The sequence below is a fragment of the Cupriavidus sp. HE11 genome (assembly GCF_056097175.1).
This window is the reverse complement of sequence record NZ_CP184464.1, coordinates 3,561,298-3,573,952: the sequence shown is the minus strand read 5'-3', so window position 1 is coordinate 3,573,952 and position 12,655 is coordinate 3,561,298. Positions and strand designations below refer to the sequence as shown.

Genomic DNA, 12,655 nt, shown 5'->3' with positions numbered 1-12,655 from the left:
CAAGTCCTCAGGGCCTGTTCCCGGAGCCGGAGCCTGACCCGACAAAAGCCATATTGTCAGGGGTTCCCGCGTGGCGGGGAACCCCTTTCCACCTGCCGCGGTGTCAGCTTCCGCTGCCTGGCCGCTTCATCTGGCACGACGTGGGCTGCGCGGCCACGAACTGGTCAAGCGTCGCATTGGTCTTCCAGCCAAAGCCGGTGTTTTCCTGGTCGTACTTGATGTCCTTGCCGTTGACCTTGGTCCAGGTAGCCACCACCAGCGGCTGCTGGGCCTGGTGGTCGCTGGCACGCATTTCCACGGTGCCGTTCATGCTTTCCACCTTCAGGCCTTCCATGGCCTTGGCCACCTTGACCGGATCGGTGGAACCGCTGTCCTTGATGGCCTTGGCCAGCATGGCAACGCCCGTGTACGACGCCATCACGTAGAAGTCGTCGTTGTACTTCTTCTTGTACCCCTCGACGATGTCTCCACCGCGGAAGGTGGCGTTGTTCGGGTTGTAATAGCCCACGTACTTGACGTGCTCGGCGCCGGCCGCGCCCATGGCCGTGGGCACGCCGGTCGTGGCGGCGTAGTAGGTGTAGTAGTTGACCGGCAGGCCGGCGTCCTTGCCCGCCTTGATCAGCAGGGCAAGGTCGCTGCCCCAGTTGCCGGTGATTACCGTATCGGCGCCCGACGCCTTGATCTTGGCCGCGTACGGCGCAAAATCCTTGACCTGTGCCAGCGGGTGCAGATCTTCGCCAACGATCTGGATATCAGGCCGCTTGCGCTTCAGGTAGTCCTTGGCCGCCCGCGCCACCTGGTGGCCGAACGAGTAGTTCTGGTTGATCAGGTAGACCTTCTTGACGTTGGGGTCCTTGGCCAGGTACGTGGTCAGGGCCTCCATCTTCATGTCGGAGTTGGCGTCCAGCCGGAAATGCCAGTAGCTGCATTTGCTGTTGGTCATGTCCGGGTCCACCGCGGCATAGTTCAGGTAGACGATTTCCTTGCCCGGGTTGCGCTCGTTGTGCTTGGCGACCGCGTCTTCCAGCGCCAGGCCCACCGACGAGCCGTTGCCCTGCACGATGTAGCGGATATTCTGGTCGACCACCTGCTTGAGGATGGTCAGGCTTTCCTGCGGGCTCAGCTTGTTGTCGAAGCCCACCACCTCGAACTTGTGCGCCCCGCCCCAGCCTTTCTGGTTGGCCACGTCAGCCACGTACTGCCAGCTCTTGAGCTGGTTTTGCCCCACCGGGGCCATCAGCCCAGACAACGGATCGATGAAGGCGATCTTTACCGTATCGGCCGCCGCGGCGCCCGATGCCAGCACGGAACCCAGAGCAACAACTGCAGCCACACCTCGTACCAGCGGACGCAACCTTGTCATACCTGTCTCCTTCACTTGTTGTCATTGGCGATGGGCGGCGGCCCGTGCCCTCCTCGCGCCGGGCCGCCGCGTCTGCGTTGTGACCGCCATCGGACCACCCTGGCGGGACACCGCAAATGCCTGCTGCTGCCTTGTCAGTCCTGAGATTCCGGGGCGCGAACCTCAGGCGGCGCCGGGCAGCTTGTAGTCCTTGAACTGCTCGCGCAGCCTGAGCTTCTGCATCTTGCCGGTGGCCGTCAGCGGAATCTCCGTCACGAACGCCACGTCATCGGGAATCCACCATTTGGCGACCTTCCCCTCGAAGAAGCCCAGCAGTTCCTCGCGCGTAACGTCCATCCCGGGGCGCCTGACCACCACCAGCAGCGGCCGTTCGTCCCACTTGGGGTGGTACGCCGAGATACAGGCGGCCATATGCACGGCCGGGTGGGCCGCGGCCACGTTCTCGACGTCGATCGACGAAATCCACTCGCCGCCCGACTTGATCACGTCCTTGCTGCGGTCCGTGATCTGCATGAAGCCCTCTTCGTCGATCGTGGCCACGTCGCCGGTGGGAAACCAGCCATCCACCAGTGGGTTGTTGTCGTTGCGGTAGTAATGGTCGATGACCCACGGGCCGCGCACCAGCAGGTCGCCGAAAGCCTTGCCGTCCCACGGCAGCTCCTGGCCTTCGCCGTCCACGATCTTCATGTCCACGCCGTAGATCACCCGGCCCTGCTTCTCGAGGATCTTGTGGCGCTCATCCTCGGACAGGCCCTTGTGGCGCGCCAGCAGCTTGCACGATGTGCCCAACGGCGACATCTCGGTCATGCCCCAGGCGTGGATGACCTCCACATCGAACGCCTCCAGCGTGCGGATCATCGCAGGCGGCGCGGCCGAGCCGCCGATCACCGTGCGGCGGAAGGTGGAGAACTTGAGCTTGTTGGCCTGCACGTATTGCAGCAGGCCCAGCCAGACGGTGGGCACGCCGGCCGAGAAGGTCACGCCCTCCTGCTCGAACAGTTCGTAGAGCGACGCGCCGTCGAGCCTGGCGCCCGGAAACACCAGCTTGGCGCCGACCAGCGGCACCGAATACGGCAGGCCCCAGGCGTTGACGTGGAACATCGGCACCACGGGCAGGATCACGTCCTTGGCCGAGCAGCCAAGCGCATCGGGCAGCGCCGAGGCATACGAATGCAGCACGGTCGAGCGGTGCGAGTACAGCGCCCCCTTGGGATTGCCGGTGGTGCCCGACGTGTAGCACAGGCTCGATGCCTGGTTTTCGTCGAATTCCGGCCATTCGTACGCGCCATCGTGGGCGTCGATCAGGTCTTCGTAGCAAAGCAGGTCGATCTTCGATTCCGCCGGCATATGCGCGCGGTCGGTCATCATGACCCAGCCCTTCACGTTCGGACAGTGCGGCGCCACGCCTTCCACCAGCGGCAGGAACGTGGCATCGAAGAAGATGAACTGGTCTTCGGCGTGGTTGACGATATAGGCAATCTGCTCCGGGAACAGGCGCGGATTGATCGTATGGCAGACGGCGCCCATGCCCGACACGCCGTAGTAGATCTCCAGGTGCCGGTAGCCGTTCCAGGCCAGCGTGCCCACGCGGTCGCCCTGCGCCACGCCCAGTGCCTCGAGGGCCTGGGCCACCTTGCGGGCGCGCAGTTCACAGTCGCGATAGGTATATCGGTGCAGGTCGCCTTCGGTTCGCCGCGAGACGATTTCGGTGCTGCCGTAGTAGCGCGCAGCGTGCCTGATGATGGAGGAAATGAGCAGCGGCGCGCTCATCATTTGACCCATCAATGCCATGAAACGGTCTCCTTGGTTCGAGAAAAACGAACAACCGTTCTTATTTTTGGCCGACTATCCCACACCCTGCAAAAGCATCGACAAAAAATGAAGAAACTTGTTGGTGTTGTTGGTGGACTGACGCGTAGTGGGACGCCTTCTTCGAAACCCACTCGCTGACCCTGACATGCACGGGATTGATGTCCAACATTTGCGTCGTTTTTTGACTGGTCTACGAGCAGCGGACAACCCTTGGCCGGCAGGGGAAAACCGGTGCAAGTACAATACTGCGAGCCCTGATGCGTCTCAATATGTCGTTTTCCCCTAGCGTCATGCACGCCGTCTATGTACACGCGAACACCACGCGCCACGGCGCGGCACGCAGACTGGCCCGCATGGCCGACGGACAAGACTGAACCGAGCGCATTCACAGGCCACCCACCCGCCCCTAGCCAGTGCATCTGATGCCAACCGAATCCAACGACGCCCTGCCCCGCATGACATTCCCCGTACCGTTCGCCACGGAGCCGGGCATGGCGGCGCTGGGCGAACGCTTTTTCACGCGGCTGGCGCCGACCGAGCTGCCTTCGCCTTATGTAGTCAGCGTGGCGCCCGCAGCTGCGGCCTTGCTGGGCTGGGATGACGATGGCCTGCACGCCGCCACGCAGGACCCCAAGTTCATCGACACCTTTGCTGGCAATGCCGTGCCGGACTGGGCAGACCCGCTTGCCACGGTCTATTCGGGCCATCAGTTCGGCGTCTGGGCCGGGCAGCTCGGCGATGGCCGCGCCATCCGCCTGGCAGAGGCTGCGATGCCCGACGGCCCGTGGGAGATCCAGCTCAAGGGTGCCGGCCTGACGCCCTACTCGCGCATGGCCGATGGCCGCGCGGTGCTGCGCTCGTCGATCCGCGAATACCTGTGCTCGGAAGCCATGCACGCGCTGGGCGTGCCCACCACGCGGGCGCTGGCGATCATTGGGTCGGATGCCCCCGTGCGGCGCGAAACCATCGAGACATCGGCTGTGGTCACGCGGCTGGCGCCGAGCTTCATCCGCTTTGGCCATTTCGAGCATTTCGCCGCCCGCGAGGACCACACCTCATTGAAGCAGCTGGCCGATTTCGTGATCGACCGCTTTTACCCGGCCTGTCGCGACGCCGCCAGCCCGTACCAGGCACTGCTGCGCGAGGTGTCGCTGCGCACGGCTGACATGGTGGCGCACTGGCAGGCGGTGGGCTTCTGCCATGGCGTGATGAACACCGACAACATGTCGATCCTGGGCCTGACCATCGACTATGGTCCGTTCGGCTTCCTGGACGCGTTCGACGCCAACCATATCTGCAACCATTCCGACCAGCAGGGCCGCTACGCTTACAGCCAGCAACCGCAGATCGCCTTCTGGAACCTGCATTGCCTGGCCCAGGCCCTGCTGCCGCTGTGGCGCGACGCGGACGCCGCCGATGCCGAAGCCGCCAAGGACGCTGCCGTGGAGGCAGCCCGCGAAGCGCTGGACCCGTTCCGCGACCGCTATGCCGAGGCCTTCTTCCGCCACTATCGCGCCAAGCTTGGCCTGCGTACCGCCCACGAGCAGGACGAGACGCTGATGACGAACCTGTTCCGCGTGATGCATGCCAACCGCGTGGACTACACCTTGTTCTGGCGCAACCTGGCCCAGGTGGGCTCGCAGGACGGCTCGCGCGACGCACCGGTGCGCGACCTGTTCCTGGACCGCGCCGCCTGGGATGCCTGGGCAGCCGAATACCGCGCCCGGCTGCAGGCGGAACAGCCCGACCCGTCGCACGATGACGCACGCGGGGTTGCAATGCGCCAAGTCAACCCGAAATACGTGCTCCGGAATCATTTGGCCGAAACCGCGATCCGTGCCGCGCGCGACAAGGATTTCTCGGAAGTGGACCGCCTGCTGGGCGTGCTGTCGAAACCGTTCGACGAACAACCCGAGGCGGAACACTACGCCGCCCTGCCGCCCGACTGGGCGTCGGGACTCGAAGTCAGCTGTTCGTCGTAAGCCAGGCAGCCGGCCTGCCAGCCGGGAATCGCACCAAGGAAACGAGATGACCACCACCAAGACCGACGCCGAATGGCGTGACCAACTGTCCGACATCGAGTACCGCGTGACGCGCGAGGCTGCCACCGAGCGCCCGTTCACGGGTCGCTACTGGGACCACTGGAACCAGGGCATCTACCATTGCGTGGGCTGCGGCACCCCGCTGTTCGAGTCGGCCACCAAGTTCGATGCCGGCTGTGGCTGGCCCAGCTATTTCCGCCCGATCAACGGCGAGGTGATTGCCGAGCATGTGGACCACAGCCACGGCATGACGCGGGTGGAAGTTCGCTGCAAGGAATGCGGCAGCCACCTGGGCCATGTCTTCGAGGATGGCCCCGCCCCGACCGGCCTGCGCTATTGCATCAACTCGGCTGCGCTAAAATTCGACGATCGCGATCCGGCTGATCGCGGGTGACGCCACCCGCACACCGGACGCCACGTCCAATCCGCCCGGCGGATTGCCAGCAAGCCCGGCCACGTGCCGGGTTCGCCAACCTGATTTGGTCCGCATGAAATTCCTGTTCGACCTGTTCCCGGTCATCCTGTTTTTTGTCGCCTTCAAGCTGTTCGGCATCTATCCGGCCACCGCGGTGGCCATCGTGGCCACGGTGCTGCAGATTGCCTGGGTGCGCATCCGCCATGGCAAGGTGGAGCCGATGCAATGGGTCAGCCTGCTGATCATTGGCGTGTTCGGCGGCGCGACGATCGTGCTGCACAACGAAACGTTCATCAAGTGGAAGCCAACGGTGCTCTATTGGCTGTTCGCGGTCACGCTGATCGGCTCGGTCATCGGCTGGCGCAAGAACCTGATCCGCGCCATGATGGAAAAGCAGGTCACGATGCCGGACGCCATGTGGGGCCGCCTGAACGTCGCCTGGGCCGCGTTCTTCGCCGCGATGGGCGTACTGAACCTGTATGTGGCCTACCAGTTTTCCACCGACACCTGGGTCAATTTCAAGCTGTTCGGCAGCATGGGCCTGATGGTCGTCTTCATCGTGGCGCAGAGCATCTGGCTGTCGCGCCATATCGAGGAAACCCCCTCGCAGGAAGGCCGCTCCGAATAGACGGAACCGCCCGCCCCGATCACATTCCCGAAGGACTACCGATGGCAGCCGATCCCGCCACCATCGACGCGCTGCTGCGTGCGGCGCTCGACCCCTCCCATCTGCACGTTCACGATGACAGCGCGGCCCATGCGGGCCACGCCGGCGCGGCGTCGGGTGGGGGCCATTACAACGTTCTGATCGTCAGTGACCGGTTCGCCGGCCATTCGCGCGTGACGCGTCACCGTATGGTGTATGATGCGCTGCGCGAACTATTCCCCTCGCAAATCCATGCGCTGGCCGTCAGCGCGTACACCGACCAAGAATATCAATCCCGCGAAGCATGACGCGACGCGCTCTCGCTACTCTCAGACCTGACTCCATGAAGACCACCGTCCTCTCGTTCAGCCTGGCGGCTGTGCTCGCTGCTGGCAGCCTGCCCGTGTTCGCCCAGAACGCCGCCGTTGTGAATGGCAAGCCCATCCCGTCGGCCAAGGTGGACAAGCTGATCGCCGGCACCGGCCAGCCCGCCTCGCCCGAACTGCGCGACCGTGCCCGCACCATGCTGATCGACCGGGAACTGCTGACACAGGAAGCCTCCAAGCGCGGCATCCTGCAACGTGACGACATTCAGGACCAGCTGGAACAGGCCCGCCTGAACGTGCTGGCTGGCGCCGTATTCGAGGACTACGTCCGCACCCATGGTGCCAGCGACGACGAACTGCGCAAGCAATACGAGAAGATCAAGGGCCAGTTCGGCAACGGCAAGGAATACCACGCCCGCCATATCCTGGTGGAAAAGGAAGCGGACGCCAAGGCACTGATCGCCAAGATCAAGGCCGGCGCCAAGTTCGAGGACGTGGCCAAGGCATCGTCGAAGGACACCGGCTCGGCAGCCAATGGCGGCGACCTGGACTGGGCCAACAGCGGCAGCTACGTACCCGAGTTCTCCGCAGCCATGGCCGGCCTGAAGAAGGGCCAGATGACCGATACGCCGGTCAAGACCCAGTTTGGCTGGCACATCATCGAACTCGTGGACGTGCGCGACCAGAAGATCCCGACGTTCGAGGAAGTGAAGCCCCAGCTCCAGCAAATGCTGATGGGCGACCAGGCATGGCAGCGCGAGCAGTTCCAGGCGATGATGAAGTCGCTCAAGGACAAGGCAAAGATCCAGTAATCGCGTTGCCTTGACATAAAAAACCGGCGCCTGTGCGCCGGTTTTTCTTTTGGACGTGCGCTTTGGCGCGCTCGGTAACACTCTGGTGCAGTTTGTGGGTTCCATCGCCCTTCCGCCCTCAGTAATATCTGAAAGCTCGACGAGGCCGGACACCCGTCCGGGCAAGGTATCGAGCGCGAGGATCGAAGGCATATGGCAATGGGCGTGACGAGCGGCTACTGGTACATGTGGCATCTCTATTCCAGCGGAGTGGTCTACTGCGCTTTGGGAATGCCCCATATCGAATGCACCGGCGGCCGCTGGCGTGAACTGCATCCACACCTTCCCGCTCGTGACAGGTACGCCCAGTCCAAGCTGCTTCAGGCGACCATCGCTTTCATGGAGGTACGTGGCGAGATTCCCGTGCCGCCTGGCGCAGACCGCATGCGCCTGCTCTATTCCCGCTACCTGCCGTGGAGCGACCGGCTGCGCACCCAGGCTCCGCAAACTGGCGAAAATCCCTCTGATCTCCCCACCCCTGTTGCAGTCTGAGACGTTTCTCATGACCTGACACAAGCGCCCGGTTTTTGGACACACAAGTTCACAAAACCCCTCTTGGCGCACCCTGCCTCGAAGCTTAGGATCGCTGCGTTGTGAACGTAAAGGCTGCGTTGCCCTCACGCGCAGCCTTGTCCAATCGCTTCAGGGAGCGGTAAGGCGAGCGCATCCGAACTGCTCGGCTGGATTGTTTTCAACGTGGCGATCCTGACAAGGCTCTCGCTTTACCCTCCAGGGGAAAGACATGAGCAAGGTTCTGGCCCGTTTTTCGAAGATGACGAGTTTCAGATCAAGGTCATGAGGCGCGCCGAGTGGGGCATCATTGCCTACGCGGCATTCACCTTCATCTTCTTTTTCGTATGGCTCTATATGGTCAGACGATGACCCCGCACCATTACGCAAACAAAAACGCCCGCTTGCGCGGGCGTTTCGTTCGAAGCAGCGGGCTCGATCAACCGACCCACTTGCGCGCATTGCGGAACATGCGCATCCACGGGCTGCCGCCGTCGGCGATGTCCTTCCAGGCGTCAGGTGCCCAGCTCATGGTTGCGGCACGGAACACGCGCTCCGGGTGCGGCATCAGCGCGGTAAAGCGGCCATCGACCGTCGTCACCGAGGTGATGCCCTGCGGCGAGCCGTTCGGGTTCAGCGGATAGTTCTGCGTCACGGCACCGCGGTTGTCGACGAAGCGCAGCGCCACGTCCACCTTCGCGATATCACCCTGTTGCGAGAAATCGGCAAAGCCTTCGCCGTGCGCCACGGCGATGGGGATGCGGCTGCCTTCCATGCCGGCAAAGAAGATCGACGGCGACTGCTGAACTTCCACGGTGACGAAGCGTGCCTCGTACTGTTCCGACTGGTTGCGCGTGAACTTCGGCCATGCGCCGGCACCCGGGATGATCGGGGCCAGGTTGCTCAGCATCTGGCAACCGTTACACACGCCGAGCGCGAACGTATCCTGGCGATTGAAAAACGCCGCGAACTGCTCGGCCATCTGACCGTTGAACAGGATCGTCTTTGCCCAGCCCTCGCCAGCGCCGAGCACGTCGCCATAGCTGAAGCCGCCGCAAGCAACGAAACCCTTGAAATCAGCCAGGTTGGCGCGGCCGGCGATCAGGTCGCTCATATGCACGTCGACCGTATCGAACCCGGCCATGTCCATGCTGTAGGCCATTTCGATCTGCGAATTGACGCCCTGCTCGCGCAGGATCGCCACACGCGGACGATTGCCCGTGGCAATGAACGGCGCGGCGATGTCCTGCGCCGGATCGAAGGTCAGCACGGGGCTGATGCCAGGATCGGCGGCGTCCAGCACGCTGTCGTATTCGCTATCGGCGCAGGCCGGGTTGTCGCGCAGGCGCGCGATGCGCCAGCTTACCTCGGTCCAGGTGCGCTGCAGGTCGGCGCGGGCAGCACCGAAGACCTTCTTTGCGTCGCGATAGATTTCGATCTGGTCGTTCGTGTTCGGCTTGCCGATCACGTGGCTGCACGCCGACAGGCCAGCCTCGCGCAGCACCGCGAATACGGCGTCGCGCTCCTCCGCACGCACCTGGATCACGGCGCCCAGCTCTTCCGAGAACAGTGCGCGCAGCGTCTGGTCGTTGCGACGTTCGGCAACCTGCTGCGCCCAGTTCTTGGCGTCGCCGTAATCCTGCTCCTGATTCGGGTCCAGCGTCAGCATGTCGACGTTGAGCGACACGCCGGTATGGCCCGCGAACGCCATTTCCGCCACGGTCGCCATAAAGCCACCGTCGGAACGGTCGTGATAGGCCAGCAGCTTGCCTTCGCGGTTCAGGCGCTGGATCACGTTGAAGAAGTTCTTCAGGTCTTCCGGGCTGTCCACGTCTGGTGCGCAATCGCCCACCTGCTGCGTCACCTGCGCCAGGATGCTGCCGCCCATCCGGTTCTTCGCACGGCCGAGATCGATGGCGATCAGCGTGGAGTCGCCAAGGTCGGTACGCAGTTGCGGGGTCAGCGTCTTGTTGGTGTCATCCACCGCGGCAAACGCCGAGATGATCAGCGAGACCGGGGCGACCACTTCCTTGTCGCCATCGGCATCCGACCACTTTGTGCGCATCGACAGCGAATCCTTGCCCACCGGGATGCTGATGCCCAGTGCCGGGCACAGCTCCATGCCGACGGCATGCACGGTGTCGTACAGCTTGGCATCTTCGCCGGCCACGCCGCAGGCGGCCATCCAGTTGGCCGACAGCTTGACCTTGTTCAGGTCCTTGACCGGGGCGGCCGCCAGGTTGGTCAGCGCCTCGCCAATGGCCATGCGGCCAGAGGCCGGGGCGTCGATCACGGCCAGCGGCGTGCGCTCGCCCATCGTCATTGCCTCGCCCGCACGACCCTTGTAGTCGAGCGTGGTCACGGCAACGTCCGCCACCGGCACCTGCCACGGACCAACCATCTGGTCACGTGCATTCATGCCGCCCACCGTACGGTCACCGATGGTGATCAGGAACGACTTGCTGGCCACGGTCGGGTGACGCAGCACGTCGCCCACGGCCTGCTCCAGCGAGATGCCGGTCACGTCCACCGGCGGCAGCTCGCGCTCCACGCGCTGTACATCGCGGTGCATGCGCGGCGGCTTGCCCAGCAGCACGTCCATCGGCATGTCGACCGTGAAGTGCTCCTTCAGCGCGGCGTCCACATCGGCGTCCACCAGCTGCAGCTGCTTTTCCTCGGTGGCGATACCCACCACGGCAAACGGCGAGCGCTCGCGTTCGCACATGGCCTGGAAGCGCGGCAGGTCGTTCGGGGCGATTGCCAGAACATAGCGTTCCTGCGACTCGTTGCACCAGATTTCCGCGGGCGACAGGCCCGATTCTTCCAGGTGCACCTGGCGCAGTTCGAAGCGCGCACCACGGTCGGCACCGTCAACCAGTTCCGGGAACGCATTCGAGATGCCGCCCGCGCCGACGTCATGGATCGACAGGATCGGGTTGTCCTCGCCCAGCTGCCAGCAGGCATTGATCACTTCCTGGGCACGGCGCTCCATTTCGGGGTTGCCACGCTGCACCGAGTCGAAGTCGAGGTCGGCCGTATTGGTGCCGGTAGCCATCGAGCTGGCGGCACCGCCGCCCATGCCGATGCGCATGCCCGGGCCGCCCAGCTGGATCAGCAGCGTGCCGGCCGGCAGCGGGTTCTTGTGCGTGTGGCCGGCGTCGATATTGCCGATGCCGCCGGCAATCATGATCGGCTTGTGGTAGCCACGCACCGTGCCGCCCACGTTCTGCTCGTAGACGCGGAAGTAACCGCCCAGGTTGGCGCGTCCGAATTCGTTGTTGAACGCGGCGCCACCAAGCGGGCCATCGATCATGATCTGCAGCGGCGACGCGATGCGGTCGGGCTTGCCGGTCACGCCGGGCTTGTCGTCGGGGTTGCGATGCGCCACCGGCTGGGCGGCGTCGCGGGCATTCTCCCAGCCTTCGATGGCATCCGGCAGCATCAGGTTCGACACCGTGAAGCCGGTCAGGCCTGCCTTGGGCTTGGCACCACGGCCCGTAGCGCCTTCGTCGCGGATTTCACCGCCGGCGCCGGTCGAGGCACCCGGGAACGGCGAGATCGCGGTCGGGTGGTTGTGCGTTTCGACCTTCATCAGCGTATGGGTCAGCGCCTCGTGGCGGCCATACTTCTGGTCCGCGCCACGCGGGAACCAGCGCTCGGCCACATCGCCCTCCATCACGGCCGAGTTGTCCGAATAGGCGACGATCGAGCCCTGCGGGTTCAGCTGGTGCGTGTTGCGGATCATCGCGAACAGCGACTTGTCCTGCGCCACGCCATCGATGGTCCAGGTGGCGTTGAAGATCTTGTGACGGCAATGTTCGCTGTTGGCCTGGGCGAACATCATCAGCTCGACATCGGTCGGATTGCGGCCGAGCTTGCCGTAGTTTTCCAGCAGATAGTCGATTTCGTCGTCCGACAGCGCCAGGCCCATGGCCGTGTTGGCATCCACCAGGGCGCTGCGGCCTGCCGAAATGTCGATGAACTGCAGCGGCTTGGCCGGCAGTTCCTGGAACAGGCCGGCCGCTTCCTCGCGCGAGGCGATCACGGTCTCGGTCATGCGGTCGAACAGGTGCGCGGCCACGGCGGCACGAGTGCCGGCGTCCAGCGTCTTGCGGCCGCGCAGCAGCCCCTTCTTGCAGACCACGGTGATCTCGATGCCACGCTCTACGCGATGCACGTGGGTCAGGCCGCAGTTATGGGCGATATCGGTGGCCTTGCTGGCCCATGGCGAAATGGTGCCGAAACGCGGAATCACCACGAAGCGGTCGCCCTCGGGCTGGGCCGTGAACGGTGCGCCATAGGTCAGCATCGCGCCGATGCGCGTCTGGTCCTCGGCGGACAGCGGCGTGTCCGAGTCGACGAAATGCACGAACTGGCCATGCACGGATTCAATATCGGCGTCGACTTGTTGCAGAGCGGCAAGCAGGCGTTGCTGACGGAAAGCGGAAAGCGCCAAAGCGCCGGGGAAGCACGAGAAATGCGCCATGATCGGTACGGTCAGGAGGCGAGGAAGGTGAGGCTAAACGGCGGCTGGCACTGCTGAATGGAATGCCGGCTGGCGGGAAACCGCTATTGTACCTTGTTGGCGGCCGCTTTTTGCATTGCGCAATGCGGCGCCGGCGGACAGCACCCGGAAAATCGGACGCCGGGCGGCGAATCGTCCCGCCTGGTGGCGCATCCGGCGCCTTGA

The 12,655-nt window shown here is 64.0% G+C and carries 11 protein-coding genes; 8 read left to right on the top strand and 3 right to left on the bottom strand.

Annotated features, from left to right (window positions below; translation table 11 throughout):
* Positions 1-103: 103 nt before the first annotated feature.
* Together ACOABP_RS16705 and ACOABP_RS16700 are read right to left on the bottom strand one after the other, a co-directional pair.
* On the bottom strand, positions 104-1,363 hold the full coding sequence (locus ACOABP_RS16705) for a branched-chain amino acid ABC transporter substrate-binding protein (RefSeq protein ID WP_474226258.1): 1,260 nt from the start codon (positions 1,361-1,363) through the stop codon (positions 104-106).
* Between the two features lie 162 nt (positions 1,364-1,525).
* Positions 1,526-3,154: a 3-(methylthio)propionyl-CoA ligase gene (locus ACOABP_RS16700; RefSeq protein WP_474226256.1), complete on the bottom strand. Its 1,629-nt coding sequence runs from the start codon at positions 3,152-3,154 to the stop codon at positions 1,526-1,528.
* Between the two features lie 443 nt (positions 3,155-3,597).
* On the opposite strand from ACOABP_RS16700, the gene ACOABP_RS16695 reads away from it, so the two are divergent.
* The 7 genes from ACOABP_RS16695 to ACOABP_RS16665 all read left to right on the top strand — a co-directional run bounded on the left by ACOABP_RS16695 (position 3,598) and on the right by ACOABP_RS16665 (position 8,337).
* Positions 3,598-5,157 carry a protein adenylyltransferase SelO gene (locus ACOABP_RS16695; protein ID WP_474226254.1) on the top strand — a complete coding sequence of 520 codons (1,560 nt, stop codon included), beginning with the start codon at positions 3,598-3,600 and terminating at the stop codon, positions 5,155-5,157.
* Between the two features lie 46 nt (positions 5,158-5,203).
* The gene (gene msrB / locus ACOABP_RS16690; protein ID WP_066738078.1) at positions 5,204-5,611 is read left to right on the top strand and encodes a peptide-methionine (R)-S-oxide reductase MsrB; all 408 of its coding nucleotides are present in this window, start codon (positions 5,204-5,206) and stop codon (positions 5,609-5,611) included.
* A 94-nt stretch (positions 5,612-5,705) separates the two neighbouring features.
* A complete protein-coding gene (locus ACOABP_RS16685; RefSeq protein WP_474226253.1) occupies positions 5,706-6,260 on the top strand; it encodes a septation protein A in 555 nt (184 codons plus the stop codon).
* A 41-nt stretch (positions 6,261-6,301) separates the two neighbouring features.
* On the top strand, positions 6,302-6,586 hold the full coding sequence (locus ACOABP_RS16680) for a BolA family protein (RefSeq protein WP_474226251.1): 285 nt from the start codon (positions 6,302-6,304) through the stop codon (positions 6,584-6,586).
* A gap of 35 nt (positions 6,587-6,621) precedes the next feature.
* Positions 6,622-7,416 carry a peptidylprolyl isomerase gene (locus tag ACOABP_RS16675; protein ID WP_474226249.1) on the top strand — a complete coding sequence of 265 codons (795 nt, stop codon included), beginning with the start codon at positions 6,622-6,624 and terminating at the stop codon, positions 7,414-7,416.
* 192 nt (positions 7,417-7,608) lie between these two features.
* Positions 7,609-7,947, top strand: coding sequence for a hypothetical protein (locus ACOABP_RS16670; RefSeq protein ID WP_474226248.1), 339 nt, complete (start codon positions 7,609-7,611; stop codon positions 7,945-7,947).
* Positions 7,948-8,151: 204 nt separating this feature from the next.
* Positions 8,152-8,337 carry a hypothetical protein gene (locus ACOABP_RS16665; protein WP_474226247.1) on the top strand — a complete coding sequence of 62 codons (186 nt, stop codon included), beginning with the start codon at positions 8,152-8,154 and terminating at the stop codon, positions 8,335-8,337.
* Between the two features lie 67 nt (positions 8,338-8,404).
* On the opposite strand, the gene purL is transcribed toward ACOABP_RS16665, so the two are convergent.
* Complete coding sequence (gene purL / locus ACOABP_RS16660) at positions 8,405-12,379, bottom strand: phosphoribosylformylglycinamidine synthase (RefSeq protein ID WP_474227864.1); 3,975 nt, start codon at positions 12,377-12,379, stop codon at positions 8,405-8,407.
* Between purL and ACOABP_RS16655 the strand changes: the two genes are divergently transcribed.
* Positions 12,329-12,508 carry a hypothetical protein gene (locus ACOABP_RS16655; RefSeq protein ID WP_474227893.1) on the top strand — a complete coding sequence of 60 codons (180 nt, stop codon included), beginning with the start codon at positions 12,329-12,331 and terminating at the stop codon, positions 12,506-12,508. The two genes, purL and ACOABP_RS16655, sit on opposite strands and share 51 nt — an antisense overlap.
* Positions 12,509-12,655: the final 147 nt, after the last annotated feature.

What these genes read in the sequence shown, in the direction of transcription:
- ACOABP_RS16695 (WP_474226254.1), top strand. Translation starts at nt 3,598, where the DNA reads ATGCCAACCGAATCCAACGACGCCCTGCCCCGCATGACATTCCCCGTA.
- ACOABP_RS16705 (WP_474226258.1), bottom strand. Translation starts at nt 1,363, where the DNA reads ATGACAAGGTTGCGTCCGCTGGTACGAGGTGTGGCTGCAGTTGTTGCT.
- ACOABP_RS16685 (WP_474226253.1), top strand. Translation starts at nt 5,706, where the DNA reads ATGAAATTCCTGTTCGACCTGTTCCCGGTCATCCTGTTTTTTGTCGCC.
- ACOABP_RS16700 (WP_474226256.1), bottom strand. Translation starts at nt 3,154, where the DNA reads ATGGCATTGATGGGTCAAATGATGAGCGCGCCGCTGCTCATTTCCTCC.
- ACOABP_RS16680 (WP_474226251.1), top strand. Translation starts at nt 6,302, where the DNA reads ATGGCAGCCGATCCCGCCACCATCGACGCGCTGCTGCGTGCGGCGCTC.
- ACOABP_RS16675 (WP_474226249.1), top strand. Translation starts at nt 6,622, where the DNA reads ATGAAGACCACCGTCCTCTCGTTCAGCCTGGCGGCTGTGCTCGCTGCT.
- msrB (WP_066738078.1), top strand. Translation starts at nt 5,204, where the DNA reads ATGACCACCACCAAGACCGACGCCGAATGGCGTGACCAACTGTCCGAC.
- ACOABP_RS16655 (WP_474227893.1), top strand. Translation starts at nt 12,329, where the DNA reads ATGCACGAACTGGCCATGCACGGATTCAATATCGGCGTCGACTTGTTG.
- ACOABP_RS16670 (WP_474226248.1), top strand. Translation starts at nt 7,609, where the DNA reads ATGGCAATGGGCGTGACGAGCGGCTACTGGTACATGTGGCATCTCTAT.